Raw genomic sequence first — 18,902 nt, 5'->3', positions numbered from 1 at the left:
ACCCGGCCTGAGCGCTAACGGTGCCGGCGCCGGGAGGTTGCGGGATTGCGGCCCTTCCTCACGCAACCTTGGGCGGCGCCCGGCGTTGCGAGCCCACAGCCTTCCACGCCACCGGCGACAAAGGACGCATCTCTCTTGCCTGATGCCGCTTTCCCCAACGCCATCTATTACATGAACCCCCTTGCCGTCGGACCCCTCACCGGAGCGATGGATCTCTGGAAGGAGGAGTTTGGGCGCGTCGCCGCGCTGGGCTTCGGCAGCGTGGCCCTGGCGCCGCCTTTCGAGCCCGGCCTGGAGGGCGACCTGTTCCAGCCGCGCGACCTCGCGCGGCTGCACCCGGCGCTGGGCGGCGGCGCGGCGCTGGAGGCCCTGCGCGGGCTGGCCGAGGCGGCACGCGCGCAGGGTCTCTCGGTGATCCTCGACCTGCCCACGGCCCGGATGGCGCGCGACGCCGTCCTGCTGCGCCAGAACCCGGGCTGGAAGGCCGGCGACCCCGACCGGGACGCGCCGCCGGACCCGCGTGGCCAGCCGGGGGTGGCGCTGGCTGATCCCGCGCCGGCCGCCCTGCGGTCGTGGTGGGCCGCCCGGCTCGTGGAATGGGCGCAGGCCGGCATCGCCGGCTTCCGTTGCCTTTCGCCCGGCGCGGGGAAGGCGTTCTGGCAGCCGCTGATCTCCGCCACGCGCGAGGCGGCGCCGGATACGGCCTTCATCGCCTGGGCGCCCGGCCTGCCGGCCGGCGCGGTGCCGGGGCTGGCGGGCGCTGGCTTCGACCTCGTGGCATCCTCCCTGCCCTGGTGGGATTTCTCGGCCGCGTGGTGGCCGGACGAGGTAAGCCGCCTCGCCCCCGTGGCGCCGCTGCTGGCGGCACCGGAGGCGCCCTTCGCCCCGCGCCTCGCCACCCGCCATGCAGACCGTGCCGAGGCTGGCCGCGCCGCGCTGCGCGCCCTGCGCTTCGCGGCCCTCTCCGGCACGGCCTGGATGCTGCCGATGGGCTATGAGTATGGCGCCATCCATCGCATGGGCCAGGGCGCTGGCGAGGCCCGCGATTTCGCCGCGCTGCGCCGCGCGCCAAGGCTGGACCTGACGGGGGCGGTGCGCGAGGCCAATGCGGAGCGTGCCCGGCTGCCCGCCGCGCAGGGCCGCGCCGCGCCAGCCCTGCTCTCCGCCCCGCACGCGCCGGTGGCGCTGCTGCGCGAGGCTGCGGACAGCCGGATGGTGGTGCTGGCGAACCCCTCCCTGCGCCACCCCGCGAAGCTCTCCGCCGCGCAGGTCACCGGATTGCTGCCCCGGCCGGGCAGCCTGCCGCAGAACGCCATCACCGCCGAGGGCCGGCTTGCGCTGGCGCCGGGAGAAATCCGCAGCATGCCGATCGACGACGTGGCCGATATCCAGCTGCCTCTGGCCGATGAGGGAGAGGCCGTCGGCCAGGCCATCTCGGCGCCCCGCATCGCCATCGAGGCCATGCAGCCGGCCGTGGACATGGGCCGCTTCCCGGTGAAGCGCCCGGTGGGCCAGGCGGTGATCGTCACCGCCGACGTGTTCACCGAGGGGCACGGCAAGATCGCCGTCCGCCTGCTCTGGCGCGCCGCCGACGCCGAGGGCTGGCGCGAGGTGCCGATGGTGCACACGGTGAACGACATCTACACCGCCGCCTTCGTGCCCGAGCGGGTGGGCCGGCACGAATACACGGTGGAGGCCTGGGTCGACCACTACGCCGCCTTCCGCGACGAGATCACCAAGAAGCATGCCGCCGGCGTGCGCATCGCGCTGGAGCGGCAGGAGGGGCTGATCCATCTGGAGAAGGCGCAGCCGCGCCTTTCCGGCGCCGAGGCGGAGGCGCTGGCCGGGCTGGTCGCGCAGCTCCGCAGCGCGGACGACGCGACGGCCGTGGCCCTGTTCACCGCGCCCGAGACGGTGCGGCTGATGACGCTGGCCGATGACCGCCCCTTCCGCGTGCGCGAGGCCCCGCGGCCGCTGGATGTGGAGCGCCGCGCCGCCGGCTTCTCCTCCTGGTACGAGATCTTCCCGCGCTCGCAGAGCGGCGACGCCAACCGCCACGGCACCTTCGACGACGTGATCCGCGCCCTGCCCCGGGTGCGGGACATGGGCTTCGACGTGCTCTACTTCCCGCCCATCCACCCGATCGGCAAGAAGAACCGCAAGGGGCGCAACAACACGCTGACGCCGGGGCCGGACGATCCGGGCAGCCCCTACGCCATCGGCTCCGAGGAGGGCGGGCACGACGCCGTGCACCCCGAGCTCGGCACCATCGAGGATTTCCGCCGCCTGCGGGACGCCGCCGCGCAGCACGGGCTGGAGCTGGCGCTGGACTTCGCCATCCAGTGCTCGCCCGACCACCCGTGGCTGCGCGACCACCCGGAATGGTTCGAGTGGCGCCCGGACGGCTCCATCCGCTACGCCGAGAACCCGCCGAAGAAGTACGAGGACATCGTCAACGTCGATTTCTACAAGCCCGGCGCCATGCCGGCCCTGTGGCTGACGCTGCGCGACATCGTGCTGTTCTGGGTGGGCGAGGGCGTCAAGCTGTTCCGCGTGGACAACCCGCACACCAAGCCCCTGCCCTTCTGGGAGTGGATGATCGGCGAGGTGCGGGCGCGCGATCCGGAGGTGGTGTTCCTCTCCGAGGCCTTCACGCGGCCGAAGGTGATGTACCGGCTGGCCAAGGTGGGCTTCGGCCAGTCCTACACCTACTTCACCTGGCGCAACACCGCCTGGGAGATGCAGCAATACCTGGAGGAGCTGAACCAGCCGCCTGTGCGCGACTTCTTCAAGCCGCATTTCTTCGTCAACACGCCCGACATCAACCCGGTCTTCCTGCAGAACAGCGGCCGGCCCGGGCACCTGATCCGCGCCGCGCTGGCGGCCACCCTCTCCGGCCTCTGGGGCGTCTACAACGGCTTCGAATTGTGCGAGGCGCGGCCCGTGCCGGGCAAGGAAGAGTACCTCGACAGCGAGAAGTACGAGATCAAGGTGTGGGACTATGACCGCCCGGGCAACATCACCGGCGAGATCACCGCGCTGAACCGCATCCGCCGGCAGAATCCGGCGCTGCACTCGCACCTCGGCGTCACCTTCCTGCGCTCCAACCACGAGGGCATCCTGCTCTACGTGAAGATGACGCCGGAGCGGGAGAACGTCGTCCTGGTCGCGGTCTCGATGGACCCGCACCAGGCGCTGGAGAGCCATATCGAGCTGCCCCAGTACGCGATGGGCCTGCCGAACGGCGCCGGCCTGGTCGCCGAGAACCTGATGCAGGGCGGTGAGGAGGTGTGGCAGGGCACCCACCGCCGCCTCCGCCTCGACCCGCACGCCATGCCCTTCGCCATCTGGCGCCTCCGCGCCGCCGACAAGGCCTGATCCATGCCGCGTAACGACAAGCCGCACATGCCGGAAGATCCGCTCTGGTACAAGGATGCGGTGATCTACCAGCTCCACATCAAGTCGTTCTTCGATTCGAACGATGACGGCGTGGGCGACCTGCCCGGCCTGATGGCGAAGCTCGACTACATCGCCTCCCTCGGCGTGGACGCGGTCTGGCTGCTGCCCTTCTACCCCTCGCCGCGGCGCGACGACGGCTACGACATCGCCGAGTACAAGGCCGTCCATCCCGAATACGGCTCGATGGCCGACATCAAGCGGTTCATCGCCGCGGCCCATGCGCGCAACATCCGCGTCATCACCGAGCTGGTCATCAACCACACCTCGGACCAGCACCCCTGGTTCCAGCGCGCGCGCCGCGCCAAGCCCGGCTCCGCGCATCGCGACTACTACGTGTGGTCCGACACCGACAAGAAGTACGACGGCACCCGTATCATCTTCCTGGATACGGAGAAGTCGAACTGGACCTGGGACCCGGTGGCCGGCGCCTATTTCTGGCACCGCTTCTACAGCCACCAGCCGGACCTGAACTTCGACAACCCGCAGGTGATGAAGGAAGTGCTCTCCGTCATGCGCTTCTGGCTCGATGCCGGCGTGGACGGGCTGCGGCTGGACGCCATCCCCTACCTGATCGAGCGGGACGGCACCAACAACGAGAACCTGCCCGAGACGCATGTCGTCCTGAAGAAGATCCGGGCGGCGCTCGACGCGCATGCGCCAGGCCGCATGCTGCTGGCCGAGGCCAACCAGTGGCCGGAGGACACGCAGCAGTATTTCGGCGATGGCGACGAATGCCACATGTCGTTCCACTTCCCGCTGATGCCGCGCATGTACATGGCGATGGCGCAGGAAGACCGCTTCCCGATCACCGACATCCTGCGGCAGACGCCCGAGATCCCCGAGAACTGCCAGTGGGCGATCTTCCTGCGCAACCATGACGAGCTGACGCTCGAGATGGTGACCGACAAGGAGCGGGACTACCTCTGGGAGACCTACGCCTCCGACAAGCGCGCGCGCATCAACCTCGGCATCCGCCGCCGCCTGGCGCCGCTGCTGGAGCATGACCGCCGCCGCATCGAGCTGATGAACTCGCTGCTGCTCTCCATGCCCGGCACGCCCGTGATGTATTACGGCGACGAGATCGGCATGGGCGACAACATCCATCTCGGCGACCGCGACGGCGTGCGCACGCCGATGCAGTGGTCGCCCGACCGCAATGGCGGCTTCTCCCGCGCCAACCCCGCCAAGCTGGTGCTGCCGGCCATCATGGACCCCGTCTATGGCTTCGAGGCGGTGAACGTCGAGGCGCAGTCGGCCGACCAGCACTCGCTGCTGAACTGGACGCGGCGGATGCTGGCGGTGCGGCGGCGCCACAAGGCCTTCGGCCGCGGCAGCTTCGGCTACCTGTACCCCGGCAACCGCAAGGTGCTGGCCTATCTGCGCGAGCACGAGGGCGAGACCATTCTCTGCGTCTGCAACCTGTCGCGCAGCGCGCAGGCGGTGGAGCTCGACCTCTCGCAATTCGCCGGGCGCGTGCCGGTGGAGCTGCTCGGCGGCACCTCCTTCCCGCCGATCGGGCAGCTCACCTACCTGCTGACCCTTCCCCCTTATGGCTTCTACTGGTTCGTGCTGGCCACGGAAGCCGCCATGCCCACCTGGCACACACCGGCCCCCGAACCCATGACCGAGCTTTCCACGCTGGTGATGCGCAGCGGCCTCAACGAGGTGCTGGCACCCGCCTCCCGCAAGGTGCTGGAGCAGGACGCCCTGCCCAAGTACCTCGCCAAGCGCCGCTGGTTCGCCGGCAAGGATGGCGGCGGCGCGCTGCAGCCGCGCCTCGCCTTCGCCGAGGCGCTCGCCGGCCGCACCGTGGAGGTGCTGCTGGCCGAGGTGGAGGTGCCCGAGGGCGAGGGCCAGGCGCGCTACCTGCTGCCCCTCGGCATCGCCTGGGAGGATGAGACGAGCGCCGCCCTGCCGCAGCAGCTGGCGCTCGCCCGCATCCGCCGCGGCCGCCGCGTCGGCGTGCTGACGGATGCCTTCGCGCTCGACGTCCTGCCCTGGTCGGTGCTGCGCGGCCTGCGTGAGAAGGCGGTGATGCCGCTCTCCGAAGGCGAGATCCGCTTCCTGCCCACCTCCCTGCTGGAGGGGATGGACATTCCGCAGGATGCGGAGATCCGCCGCCTCTCGGCCGAGCAGTCCAACTCCTCGCTGATCATCGGCGAGCACGCGGTGCTGAAGCTGGTCCGCCGCGTCACCGAAGGCATCAGCCCCGAGACGGAGATGACCCGCCATCTCACCGAGAAGGGGTTCGGCCAGACCGCGCCGCTGCTGGGCGAGGTGGTGCGGGTGACGCCGGACGGCACGCCGCGCACCCTCGTGGTCGTGCAGGGCTTCGTCCGCAACCAGGGCGATGGCTGGGGCTGGACCACCGACTACCTGACCCGCACCGTCGGCCAGATCGCCATGACCGAGGGGCCGGCGGGCGAGCAGGAGGACGTGTTCTCCAACTACACCATGTTCGCCACCGCCCTCGGCCGGCGCCTGGCGGAGATGCACGCGCTGCTGGCCGAGGAGAGCGAGGACGCCGCCTTCAACCCGGAGCCGGCCACGGAGAAGGATGCGCGCGGCTGGGCCAAGGGCGCCCGCACCCAGATCGAGGCGGCGCTGCGCGCGATCGGCGGCGTGAAGGACTGGGCCAGCCCCGAGGATGCCGAGCGCGCCGCCCGGCTGCTGGAGGGCAAGGCCGCGCTGCTGGCCGCGGTGGATGGCCTCGCCGCCGCCGCCGAGGGCGCGCTCAAGACGCGCATCCATGGCGACTTCCATCTCGGCCAGGTGCTGGTGGTGCAGGGCGATGCCTGCATCATCGACTTCGAGGGCGAGCCGGCCAAGACCCTGGCGCAGCGCCGCGCCAAATCCTCGCCGATGCGCGACGTGGCCGGGCTGCTGCGCTCCTTCGACTATGCCGTGGCCACGGTGATGCCGGAGCTGCAGGCTGCCGCGCCGGAAGGCGATGGCCGCCCGGCGGTGCTGCTGGAGGAGTTCCACAGCCGCGCCAGCGCCGCCTTCCTCGACGCCTACCGCGCCGTGCATGCCGAGACGCCGCGCCCCTGGGTGCGGCCGGAGGCGGAGACGGCGCTGCTCGACCTCTTCCTGCTGGAAAAGGCCGCCTACGAAATCTGCTACGAGGCCGCCAACCGCCCCGCCTGGCTGCGCATCCCGATGCGTGGGCTGGATGAGCTGGCGCAGCGCCTCCCGGCGAAGGACTGACGCATGGCCGAGACCACGCTGCTCCCCGAGGCCATCCACGCCCTGGCGGAGGGCCGCCATGGCGACCCCTTCGCCGCGTTGGGCCCGCATGACACCCCGGCAGGGCGTGTGGTGCGCACCATGCTGCCCGGCGCCACCGCCGTCTCGGCGGTGGCGGAGGATGGCACCCTGCATCCGCTGACGCCGCTCCACGCCACCGGCCTGTTCGAGGGCCCGGTGCCGGCCGGGAATTACCGGCTGCACATCGACTGGGGCGGCGTGGTGCAGGAGGCGGAGGACATCTACGCCTTCGGCCCGCTCCTCGGCGAGCTGGACATCCACCTGCTGAAGGAGGGCACCCACCAGGATATCGCCCGCTGCCTTGGCGCCCACCCGATGGAGGTGGAGGGCGTGCCCGGCGTGCGCTTCGCCGTCTGGGCGCCCAATGCCAAGCGTGTCTCGGTGGTGGGTGATTTCAACAGCTGGGATGGCCGCCGCAACCCGATGCGGCTGCGCCAGGAATGCGGGGTGTGGGAGATCTTCATCCCCCGCCTCGGCGTCGGTGCCGTCTACAAGTTCGAGCTGCTGGACCCGAATGGCAGCATCCTGCCGCTGAAGGCCGACCCCGTGGCCTGGCAGGCCGAGCCCGCCCCCGCCACCGGCTCGATCGTGGCCGATACCGCGGCCATCCGCGCGGCGCCGCGCGAGATCCCGCCCGGCGACCCGGCGACGCGCCCAATGGCTGTCTACGAGGTGCATGCCGGCTCCTGGATGCGCGGCGAGGGCAATGCTCCCCTCTCCTGGGAGGAGCTGGGCGACAAGCTGATCCCCTATGTGCGGGAGATGGGCTTCACCCATGTCGAGTTCCTGCCCGTCATGGCGCATCCCTTCGGCGGCTCCTGGGGCTACCAGCCGCTCGGGCAGTTCGCGCCGCAGGGCGATTTCGGCCCGCCGGAGCATTTCGCGCGCCTCGTGGAGCGCTTCCACGAGGCCGGCATCGGCGTGATCCTGGACTGGGTGCCGGCGCACTTCCCGACCGACACGCACGGCCTGGCCCGCTTCGACGGCACCGCGCTCTACGAGCACGCCGACCCGCGCGAGGGCTTCCACCAGGACTGGAACACGCTGATCTACAACCTCGGCCGGCGCGAGGTGCGGAACTTCATGATCGGCAGCGCGCTGCACTGGCTGGAGCATTACGGGGTGGACGCGCTGCGCGTCGACGCCGTGGCCTCGATGCTCTACCGCGACTACAGCCGCAAGCATGGCGAGTGGGTGCCGAACATCCATGGCGGGCGGGAGAACCTGGAGAACATCTCCTTCCTCCAGGAACTCTCCAATGTCGTCGCCGAGCGCTGCCCGGGCAAGCTGCTGATCGCCGAGGAGAGCACCGCCTTCCCCGGCGTCACCCGCAAGGCCAGCGAGGGCGGCCTCGGCTTCGACTTCAAGTGGAACATGGGCTGGATGCACGACACGCTCCACTACATGGAGCGCGACCCGATCTACCGGCAGTACCAGCATGGCAGCATGACCTTCGGCATGGTCTACGCCTATTCCGAGCGCTTCATGCTGCCGCTGAGCCATGACGAGGTGGTGCACGGCAAGGGCTCGCTGATCGGCAAGATGCCGGGCGACGAGTGGCAGAAATTCGCCAATCTCCGCGCCTACCTGGCCTTCATGTGGACGCATCCGGGCAAGAAGCTGCTCTTCATGGGCGGCGAGATCGCCCAGGTGCGGGAGTGGAACCACGACCGCTCGCTGGACTGGCACCTGCTGGACGACCCGCGCCATGCCGGCCTGCAACGCCTGCTGCGCGACCTCAACCGCCTCTACGCCACGCTGCCCGCCCTGCACGCGCTGGATTGCGACCCGGCCGGCTTCCGCTGGGTGGTGATGGACGATGCCGTGAACAGCGTGCTGGCCTTCCTGCGGCTGGGGCCTGAGGGCAGCGCGCCGGCGCTGGTGGTCTGCAACCTGACGCCGGTAAACCGCACGGCCTACCGCCTCGGCGTGCCCTTGGACGGCGCCTGGCGCGAGGTGTTCAACTCGGACGCGGCCATCTATGGCGGCGCCAATGGCGGCAATGGCGGCCGCGTGCAGGCGCAGGCGATCGCCTCGCACGATTTCGAGGCCTCGCTGGCGCTGGAACTGCCGGGCCTGTCCACGCTGGTGCTGACGCCGGAGGGCTGATCCCTTGCCCCTGCTCCCCGACTGGCTGCTGCCGGGCCGTCCCGACCCGCTCGGCGCCACCTGGGACGGGCTGGGGATCAACTTCGCCGTCTTCTCGGCCCATGCGACCCGGGTGGAGCTGTGCCTCTTCGATCCCTCGGGCCGCAAGGAGATGGCGCGCCTCCCCCTGCCGGAATGCACGGACGAGGTGTGGCACGGCTACCTGCCCGAGGCACGCCCCGGGCTGATCTATGGCTACCGCGCGCACGGCCCCTACCACCCGGAGCAGGGCCACCGCTTCAACCCGAACAAGCTGCTGCTCGACCCTTATGCGCGGCAGCTCTCCGGCACCCTGCGCTGGTCGGACGCGCTGTTCGGCCACCGCCACGGCCCCGGCCGCACCGACCTCAGCTTCGACCGGCGGGACAGCGCCGCCGCCATGCCGAAGGGCGTGGTGGTGGACGACGCCTTCAACTGGGGCGACGACCGCCCCCCCGCCGTGCCCTGGGACCGCACGGTGATCTACGAGGCGCATCTGCGTGGCCTGACCATGCGGCGGGAGGATCTGGTGCCCCGCGAGCGTGGCACCTTCGCCGCCCTGGCCAGCCCGCCGATGATCGAGCACCTGCTGAAGCTCGGCGTCACGGCGGTGGAGCTTCTGCCGGTGCAGGCCTTCCTGCAGGACCGCTTCCTGGTGGAGAAGCGCCTGCGCAACTACTGGGGCTACTCCCCCCTCTCCTACTTCGCGCCGGAGCCCGCCTATCTCGCCAGCGGCGGGCTGGACGAGATCCGCGTCGCCATCCGCCGGCTGCACGCCGCCGGCATCGAGGTGATCCTCGACGTGGTCTACAACCACACCTGCGAGGGCGATGGGCTCGGCCCCACCCTCTCCTGGCGCGGCCTCGACAATGCCAGCTACTACCGCCTGCAACCCGGCGAGGAACGGCGCTACATCGACGAGACGGGCTGCGGCAACACGGTGAACCTTGCCCACCCGCGCGTGCTGCAGATGGTGATGGACAGCCTGCGCCACTGGGCCACCGCCTACCGCGTGGACGGCTTCCGCTTCGATCTGTGCAGCACGCTGGGGCGGGAGGGCAACAACGGCTTCGACCCCGGCTCCGGCTTCTTCGACGCCATCCGCCAGGACCCGGTGCTCTCCCGCCTGAAGCTGATCGCCGAGCCCTGGGACATCGGGCCGGGCGGCTACCAGCTCGGCCACCACCCTCCCGGCTTCTCGGAATGGAACGACCGCTTCCGCGACGGGGTCCGCCGCTTCTGGCGCGGCGATGCGGGGCTGCGCCCGGATCTCGCCGCCCGCCTCTCCGGCTCCGGCGACCTGTTCGAGAAGCGCCGCCGCCGCCCCTGGGCCTCGGTCAACTTCGTCGCCGCGCATGACGGCTTCACGCTGGAGGACCTCGTCAGCCACGCGGAGCGGCACAACGAGGCCAATGGCGAGGAGAACCGCGACGGGCATGGCGAGAATTTCAGCACCAACTGGGGCGTGGAAGGCCCGACCGACGACCCCGACATCCTGGAGCTGCGCGGCCGGCTGAAGCGTGCCATGCTGCTGACGCTGCTCGCCGCGCACGGCACCCCCATGCTGCTCGGCGGCGACGAGTTCGGCCGCACCCAGCGCGGCAACAACAACGCCTATTGCCAGGACAATGAGGTGTCCTGGTTCGACTGGGCGCTGGCCGCCACCCCGGCGGGGCAGGAGCTGGCCGCCTTCACCGCCCGCGCCGCCGCGCTGCGCCGCCAGCACCCCACCCTGCGCAGCCCCGTCTTCCGCCACGGGCAGACCGAGCCCCTGCCCGGCATGCCCGACACCGCCTGGTTCGACGCCGATGGCGCGCCGATGACGCCGGAGCGCTGGAACGATCCGGAGGGCCGCGTGTTGCTGCTGCGGCGTGCCGGCCCGGCCCGCGGCGAGGGGGCGGAGAGCGAGGGGGTGGAAGTGACGTTGCTGCTGCTGAACGCCTCCGGGCGGGACCGGGTGGTGACGCTGCCCTCCCCCGCCCTGGCCTGGATCTCGGTGCTCGACAGCGCCGAGCCGGAGGCGCCCGGCCATCCGGTGGGCGGCGCAACCCTGCGTCTGGCCGCACGTTCCGCCCGTCTGCTGGTGGCATTGCCGCCCCTTGAGGATCATCCCGGATGACGCGACGCTTCTCCTACGGCCCCTCGCCCGATGCCGGCGGGCAGACCGGCTTCCGCCTCTGGGCTCCCGGTCAGCCGGGGGTCACCCTGGAACGCCGCGACGCCGAGTCGGTGCCGATGCAGGCCGCCGCCGATGGCTGGTGGGAATGCACCGTGCCGGCGCCGCCCGGCACCCGCTACCGCTATGCCCTGGGCAACGGCCCCACCGTGCCCGACCCCGCCTCGCACGCCCAGGATGGCGACGTGGATGGCTGGAGCGTGGTGGTGGACCATTTCGCCTATCGCTGGAAGCAGGGCGACTGGCGCACCCACCCCTGGCCGCAGAGCGTGGTCTATGAGCTGCACGCCGGGGCCATGGGGGGCTTCCGCGGCATCATGGCGCAGCTGCCGCGCCTGGCGGCGCTCGGCGTCAACACCATCGAGCTGATGCCGGTGAACGACTTCGCCGGCAGCCGCAACTGGGGCTATGACGGCGTGCTGCCCTATGCGCCGGACGAGACCTACGGCACGCCGGACGAGCTCAAGGCGCTGGTCGATGCCGCGCATGGCCATGGCCTCGCGGTGATGCTGGACGTGGTCTACAACCATTTCGGCCCGTCGGGGAATTACTGGCACAGCATCGCGCCGGACTTCTTCCGCAAGGATGTCAGCACCCCCTGGGGCGACGCGATCGACTTCCGCGAGACGCCGGTGCGGGACTTCTTCATCGAGAACGCCATCTTCTGGCTGACCGAGTACCGCTTCGACGGGCTGCGGCTGGACGCGGTGCACGCCATCCCGGATGCCAGCTTCCTGCCCGAGCTGTCCCGCCGCGTGCGCGAGGCCGCCGGCAGCCGCCGCGTCTATCTGGTGCTGGAGAACGAGAACAACGACGCCACGCTGCTGGAGCACGACTTCGACGCGCAGTGGAACGACGACGCGCACCACTGCCTGCACGTGCTGCTGACCGGCGAGAAGGATGCCTACTACGCCGACTATGCCGACCGCCCGGCCGGGCACCTGGCCCGCTCGCTGGCGGAGGGCTTCGTCTACCAGGGCGAGGAATCGGCCAATCTCGGCCATGCGCGCGGCAAGCCGAGCAGCCACCTGCCGCCCTCGGCCTTCGTCAACGCGCTGCAGAACCACGACCAGGTGGGCAACCGTGCCTTCGGCGACCGCATCTACACCCTGGCCCCTGCCGATGCGGTGCGCGCCGCGCTGCTGCTGAAGCTGCTGGCGCCGCAGGTGCCGATGCTGTTCATGGGCGACGAGTTCTTCTCCGAGCGCCCCTTCCTGTTCTTCACCGGCTTCCCCTCGGAGGATCTGGCGAAGGCGGTGCGCGAGGGGCGCCGCAAGGAATTCGCCAAGTTCGCCGCCTTCGCCGACCCGGAGAAGCGCGAGCGCATCCCCGACCCCAACGCCCCCGGCACCTTCGAGGCCAGCCGCCTCGACCTCTCGGAGCGCGAGAAGCCGGCCCAGGCGGAGGCGGAGCGCTTCGTCACCGACCTGCTGAAGCTGCGCGCCCGCCGCCTCGCCCCGTATCTGGCCGAGGCACGCTCGCTTGGCGCCGAGGCGCTGGGCACCCATGGCGTGCGGGCGCAGTGGCGGCTGGGCGACGGCTCGCTCCTGACCATCCTGGCGCAGTTCGGCGACACCGCCATCCCCGCCCAGCCCGGCCCCGGCACGCTGCTGGCGGAATCGCTGCCCGGCCTCGGCGCCGCGGTGGCCGAGAACGGCATCGGGCCCCGCGCCGCCATCGCCTGGCTGCAGGAGCCCGCGGCATGAGCCAGGACCCCGCCCTGCGGCGCCTGGCCCGCGCCGTCGGGCTGATGATCGACTGGGAGGACGCCAACGGCCGCAGGCACCAGACCACGCCGGAGACGCTGCGCAGCGTGCTGGGCGCGCTGGGCCTGCCAGCCGATGGCGAGGGCGCGCTGCGCGACAGCGCCGCACGGTTCCGCGCCGCGCACCGCGCCCTGCCGCCACTGCGCACGGCCGAACCCGGCATCGACATCCGCCTGCCGCTGCCGCCCGGACGCTACAGCCTGACCGCCGAGGATGGCACCCAGGTGGAAGGCATGGCCGAGGCCGCGCCGGGCGGCGCGCGCCTTGCCGCCCCCGCCCTGCCCGGCTACTACACGCTGGAACTCTCCGGCCAGGCCCTGACCCTGGCCGTGGCGCCCGCGCATGGCCACCGCATCGAGGATGCCTGCGAGGGCCAGGCCGCCTGGGGGCTGGCGGTGCAGCTCTATTCGCTGAAGCGCAGCGGCGATGGCGGCGTCGGCGACTACGCCGCGCTGCGCACCTTCGCCGCCGCGGCGGCGGCGCAGGGGGCCGATGCCGTCGCGATCTCGCCCGTGCACGCGCAGTTCAGCGCCGACCCCAGCCGCAGCAGCCCCTATGCGCCCTCCAGCCGCCTCTGGCTCGATGTGCGCCACGCCGATGGCGAGGACCTGCTGCCCGGCCTGCCGCCCTTCGGCGCGGAACTGGCCGCCGAATGGGCGCGGCTGGAGGCGCTGCCGATGGTGGAGTGGCCCGCCGTGGCCGCCGCCCGGCTGGCCCGGCTGCGGCAGGTCCACCGCGCCTTCCGCGAGGCCGCGCCCGGCGAGGCGCATGCGGCCTTTGTGCGCTTCCTGGCCGAGGGCGGCACCTCGCTCACGCGCCATGCCCGGTTCGAGGCGCTGCACGCCGCGCAGCTCGCCGCCGGCCCGGCGCGCTGGCACTGGCGCGACTGGCCCGCCGCCCTGCGCGACCCCGAGAGCCCGGAGGTGGCCGCCTTCGCCGAGGCGCAGGCCGAGGAGGTGGCGTTCCACGCCTTCGCGCAGTTCCTGGCCGACCGCGGCCTCTCGGCGGCGCAGCGCGCGGCGCGGGAGGGCGGCGCGCGCATCGGGCTGATCGCCGACCTCGCCATCGGCGTCGATGGCGGCGGCGCCGATGCCTGGGCGCGGCAGACCGAGTTCCTCTCCGGCGTCGAGATCGGCGCCCCGCCCGACATCTTCAACGCGAAGGGCCAGAGCTGGGGCATCACCACCTATTCGCCGCACGGGCTGACCGCCAACGGCTTCGCCGCCTTCCGCGAGATGCTGGGCGCCGCCTTCCGTAACGCGGGCGGCGTGCGGCTGGACCATGTGCTGGGGCTGCGCCGGCTCTGGCTGGTGCCGCAGGGCGAGGGTCCCGCCGCCGGCTGCTACCTGCGCTACCCGCTGGAAGACATGCTGCGGCTGGTGGCGCTGGAATCGCACCGCCACAAGGCCATCGCCATCGGCGAGGACCTCGGCACCGTGCCGGAGGGCTTCCGGCCGAAGCTGCAGAATGCCGGCCTCGCCGGCATGCGGGTGATGTGGTTCGAGCAGAGCGGCAAGTCCTTCAAGGACCCGGCGCGCTGGACGCGCGAGGCCGTCTCCATGACCTCCACCCACGACCTGCCCACCGTCGCCGGCTGGTGGGAAGGGCGCGACCTGCTCTGGCGCGAGACGCTCGGCACCACGCTGGAAGGCCAGGCCGAGACGCGTGCGGCGGAACGGCCGAAGCTGTGGGAGGCCTTTCGCAAGGCCGGCGTGGCCGAGGGGCCGGTGCCCGGCCCGGAGGCGGGGGCGCGGGTGGCCGATGCCGCCGCCGCCTATATCGGCCGCGCCCGCTGCGCCCTGGCCCTGCTGCCGCTGGAGGACGCCGTGGCGGCGGTGGAGCAGCCGAACATGCCCGGCACCATTGACGAGCACCCCAACTGGCGCCGCCGGCTGGACCCGCCGGTGGAGCGCCTGTTCCACGACCCCGCGATCGAACAGCGCCTGCGGGGCCTCGCCCGGGCGCGGAGAGCCCCATGAGCGACCACGCGCAGCCCCACCCGGCCGCCACCACCCACCCCCGCGCCACCTACCGCATCCAGTTCCACGCCGGCTTCACGCTGGATGACGCGGTGGCCATCGTCCCCTACCTGGCGCGGCTGGGGGTGAGCCATCTCTATGCCTCGCCGCTGCTGCCGGCCGCGCCCGGCTCCACCCATGGCTACGACATCACGGCGCATGACGCGATCAACCCCGCCCTGGGCGGCGAGCCGGCGCTGCGCCGCCTGGTGGCCGCGCTGCGCGCCGAGGGGATGGGGCTGCTGCTCGACATCGTGCCCAACCACATGGGGGTGGACGGCCCGCACAATGCCTGGTGGCAGGACGTGCTGGCCCGCGGGACGGACAGCGCCTACGCCCGCTTCTTCGACATCGACTGGAACTCGGACGACCCGACGCTGAAGGGCCGCATGCTGGCCCCCTTCCTCGGCCGCCCCTATGGCGAGGCGCTGGCGGAAGGCGAGCTGCGCCTGGTGAAGGAAGGCCCCACCGGCCTCGCGGTCGCCTATTTCGACAACCGCTTCCCCATCGCCCCGCGCGACGCCGAGAGCATCCTGGAGGACCGGGACGGCCTGGCGGAGCACGACACGAAGAGCCTGACCGGCGCCGCCCGCCTGCACGCGCTGCTGGAGCGGCAGAACTACCGCCTCGCCTGGTGGCGCACCGCGACGGACGAGATCAACTGGCGCCGCTTCTTCGACGTCACCGGCCTCGCCGGCCTGCGCGCCGAGGAGCCGGAGGTGTTCGACGCCACGCATGAGCTGATCCTGCGCCTCTACGCCGAGGGGCTGATCGACGGCGTGCGCATCGACCATGTCGATGGCCTGGCCGACCCTGGCGGCTATTGCCGCAAGCTGCGCCGCCGCATGGAGAGCGCCGGGCACCGCCGCCCGGCCGGGGCGCCGTCCGGCCCGCCCTACATCCTGATCGAGAAGATCCTCGCCCCCGGCGAGCGGCTGGAGACCCGCTGGCAGACCGACGGCACCACCGGCTACGACTTCATGGACCAGGTCTCCGCCGTGCTGCACGATACGGCCGGCGAGGCGCCGCTCTCCGCCCTCTGGCGCGAGACCAGCGGCAGCGAGGCCGATTTCCACGCCGAGGAGTTCCAGGCGCGCAAGCAGATCCTGCGCGACAGCCTGGCCGCCGAGCTGGATGGCTGCGCCCGCGCCCTGCACCACTTGGCGCGCGGCCATCTGCGCTCGCGCGATTTCTCCTTCAACGCCATCCGCCGGGTGCTGGCGCAGCTCCTGGTCCACTTCCCCGTCTACCGCGTCTATGTGCGCCACGGCACGCCGACGGCGCAGGATGCGGCGGTGCTGCGCCAGGCGGCCGAGGCCGCCCGCGCCAGCCTCAAGCCCACCGACCACGCGGCGCTCAGCCACCTGCTCTACTGGCTGGCCGAGGAGCCGGTGCGCGAGCGGCCACCGGGCGAGAGCCGCCGCGCCCTGCTGGTGGCGCGCACGCGCTTCCAGCAGCTCTCCTCCCCCACCGCCGCCAAGTCGGTGGAGGACACGGCCTTCTACCGCTACGGCAGGCTGCTCTCCCGCAACGAGGTGGGCTCCAACCCCGGCCACTTCGCCATGCCGCCGGAGACCTTCCACGCCCTGATGGCGGCGCGCGCCACGGAGTGGCCGCACGCGCTGCTCGCCACCGCCACGCACGACCACAAGCGGGGCGAGGATGTGCGGATGCGCCTCGCCGTGCTGTCCGAGATCCCCGACGACTGGGCGGCGGCGCTGCGCGGCTTCCTGGCCGAGAGCCGGGAACTGGTGCAGGACCTGCCGGACGGCCCGGCGCCCACGCCCGGCGACGCGGTGATGCTGCTGCAGATGGTCGTCGCCTCCTGGCCGCTGGGCCTGCCGGTGACGGACCGCGCCGGCATCGGGGCCTGGGTGGAGCGGCTTTCCGGCTGGCTGCAGAAGGCGATGCGCGAGGCCAAGCGCCGCTCCGGCTGGGCCATGCCGGACGAGGCCTACGAGCAGGCCACCGCCGGCTTCCTGCGCGGCGTGCTGGACGTGGCGGCCCACCCCGCCCTGGCCACGGGGCTGCAGGGCTTTGCCGCGCGCATCGCCCTGCCGGGGGCGCTGAAGAGCCTGGCGCAGACGACGCTGCGCCTGACCTGCCCCGGCGTGCCGGATGTCTACCAGGGCACCGAGTTCTGGGACGAATCCCTGGTGGACCCGGACAACCGGCGCCCGGTGGACTACGCCGCCCGCCGCGCCGCGCTGGCGCGGAATGCGGAGCCGGCTGGACTGCTGGCCGACTGGACCTCGGGCACGGTGAAGCAGGCGCTGATCCACCGCCTCCTGCTGGCCCGCGCCGAGGCGCCGGCGCTGTTCACCGCCGGGCACTACACCCCGCTGCCCCTGGAAGGGACGCAGGCGGGGGCGATGCTGGCCTTCCTGCGCCAGGAGGCGGGCGAGGCCCTGCTCGTGGCGGTGCCGCGCCTCTCCGTGCCGCTGCTGGGCCGCGGGGAGACCCTTTCCGTGCCCGACGCCGTCTGGGGCGACACGCGGCTGGTGCTGCCCCCGGCGCTCTCCGGCCGCTCCTGGCGCTGCCTGCTGACGGGCGCCTCCGTGTCCGCCGGGGATGCGCTGCCGCTCGCCGGCCATCCGCTGCCGCTGCGGGTGCTGCGCGCCGCGGGCTGAGCCCGGAAGCCGGGGCGCCACCGCCCCGGCTTCCCCATTCCGCGCCGGGAGGCCGGTCGCGGCCTCCGGATTTTCTTGCGAACCCTTCGCAATTCAAATAGGCATCGCGGCAACACGGAACCACGAGGAACCGCCATGCTCCGCCGGAAGATTCTCGCTGCCCTGTCGGTGCTCGCCCTTGCCGCCCCTGCGGCGGTGCGGGCGCAGAACGCGGGGGAGATCAACCTCTACTCCGCCCGCCACTACGACACGGACCGCGCCCTCTACGACGCCTTCACCCAGGAGACCGGCATCCGCGTCCGGCTGATCGAGGGTCAGGCGGACCAGCTGATCGAGCGCATCCGCAACGAGGGCGCCAACAGCCCGGCCGATGTGTTCCTCACCGTCGATGCCGCCCGCCTCGCCCGCGCCGCCCAGGCCGGCATCCTGGCGCCGCACGGCTCCGCGGTGATCGACGAGCGGGTGCCCGCCGGGCTGCGCGACCCGCAGGGCCTCTGGTTCGCCTTCAGCCAGCGCGCCCGCCTGATCATGTACGACCGCGAGAAGGGCCGCCCCGAGGGGCTCAACCGCTACGAGGATCTGGCCGACCCGCGCTTCAAGGGCATGCTCTGCACGCGCAGCGGCGCGCATCCCTACAACACCAGCCTCGGCGCCTCGGTCCTGATGGCCGACGGGCCGCAGAAGACGGAGGAATGGGCGCGCGGCGTGGTGGCCAATCTCGCCCGCCCCCCGCAGGGCGGCGACCGCGACCAGTTCCGCGCCATCCCCTCCGGCCAGTGCGGCATCGCCATCGCCAACAGCTACTATCTCGGCCAGTACGGCCGCTCCGACAAGCCGGAGGACCAGGCGCTGTTCAAGCGCATCGGCGTCATCTTCCCCAACCAGGGGGAGGGCGACCGCGGCACGCATGTGAACATCTCGGGCGGCGGGCTGGTGAAGTCGGCGCCGAACCGCGCCAACGCCATCCACTTCCTGGAGTTCATGACCACGCACAAGGCGCAGGAAGCCTTCGCCCTCGGCAACATGGAGTATCCGGTGGTGGCCGATACGCCGCTGCACCCGGCGCTGGCCGCCATGGGCAAGTTCCGCGCCGAGCCGGTGAACGCGGCCGGCAATCTCGACAAGACGCCCGAGGCCCTGCAGATCATGCAGCGCGCCGGCTGGAACTGAGGGAAAAGTAACGCGGCCGGGCGAGGGATCTCCCCCCTCCCCTTCCTTTTCCGCTCGATGAACAGGGCGCTCCTTCGGGGGCGCCCTTTTCTTATGGCCAAGCCCAAGGTTGACGGGGCGGGCCTGATCTGTTCCCACCCTGTCGCGCATTCTCCTTGCCAGCGTTCAGGGTCGTCATGTCCGCTTCGCCGCTTCCCCTGTTTTTCTCTCCCCTTCCGCGCTCCCGGCCCGGAGACGCGGCATGACCGGCGGCACGCCCTCCAGGCCCGCGCCCCGGCGGCGCTCCCCC

The 18,902-nt window shown here is 71.9% G+C and carries 8 protein-coding genes; all 8 read left to right on the top strand.

The features are described 5' to 3' along the window. The first annotated feature begins 135 nt into the window (after nt 1-135). The 8 genes from ACZJYS_RS04820 to ACZJYS_RS04785 all read left to right on the top strand — a co-directional run bounded on the left by ACZJYS_RS04820 (nt 136) and on the right by ACZJYS_RS04785 (nt 18,613). A complete protein-coding gene (locus ACZJYS_RS04820; protein ID WP_493176202.1) occupies nt 136-3,378 on the top strand; it encodes a maltotransferase domain-containing protein in 3,243 nt (1,080 codons plus the stop codon). Nucleotides 3,379-3,381: 3 nt separating this feature from the next. Further along, on the top strand, nt 3,382-6,666 hold the full coding sequence (treS, locus tag ACZJYS_RS04815) for a maltose alpha-D-glucosyltransferase (protein ID WP_493176200.1): 3,285 nt from the start codon (nt 3,382-3,384) through the stop codon (nt 6,664-6,666). A 3-nt stretch (nt 6,667-6,669) separates the two neighbouring features. Then, nucleotides 6,670-8,835, top strand: a complete 2,166-nt coding sequence (gene glgB, locus ACZJYS_RS04810; protein WP_493176198.1) for a 1,4-alpha-glucan branching protein GlgB — start codon at nt 6,670-6,672, stop codon at nt 8,833-8,835. A 4-nt stretch (nt 8,836-8,839) separates the two neighbouring features. Continuing rightward, complete coding sequence (glgX, locus tag ACZJYS_RS04805; protein ID WP_493176196.1) at nt 8,840-10,972, top strand: glycogen debranching protein GlgX; 2,133 nt, start codon at nt 8,840-8,842, stop codon at nt 10,970-10,972. Then, the gene (gene treZ, locus ACZJYS_RS04800) at nt 10,969-12,735 is read left to right on the top strand and encodes a malto-oligosyltrehalose trehalohydrolase (protein ID WP_493176194.1); all 1,767 of its coding nucleotides are present in this window, start codon (nt 10,969-10,971) and stop codon (nt 12,733-12,735) included. Before glgX ends, treZ begins: the two co-directional genes overlap by 4 nt. Then, nucleotides 12,732-14,774, top strand: a complete 2,043-nt coding sequence (gene malQ, locus ACZJYS_RS04795) for a 4-alpha-glucanotransferase (RefSeq protein WP_493176192.1) — start codon at nt 12,732-12,734, stop codon at nt 14,772-14,774. Before treZ ends, malQ begins: the two co-directional genes overlap by 4 nt. Next, nucleotides 14,771-17,443, top strand: coding sequence for a malto-oligosyltrehalose synthase (gene treY, locus ACZJYS_RS04790; protein ID WP_493176190.1), 2,673 nt, complete (start codon nt 14,771-14,773; stop codon nt 17,441-17,443). The genes malQ and treY overlap by 4 nt, the downstream gene beginning before the upstream one ends. Before the next feature lie 135 nt (nt 17,444-17,578). Beyond that, nucleotides 17,579-18,613: an extracellular solute-binding protein gene (locus ACZJYS_RS04785; RefSeq protein ID WP_109515225.1), complete on the top strand. Its 1,035-nt coding sequence runs from the start codon at nt 17,579-17,581 to the stop codon at nt 18,611-18,613. Nucleotides 18,614-18,902: the final 289 nt, after the last annotated feature.

The sequence above is a fragment of the Roseomonas sp. TS2 genome (assembly GCF_058833935.1).
Note: the sequence above shows the minus strand (reverse complement) of the source record. Positions and strands in the feature narration are given on the sequence as shown.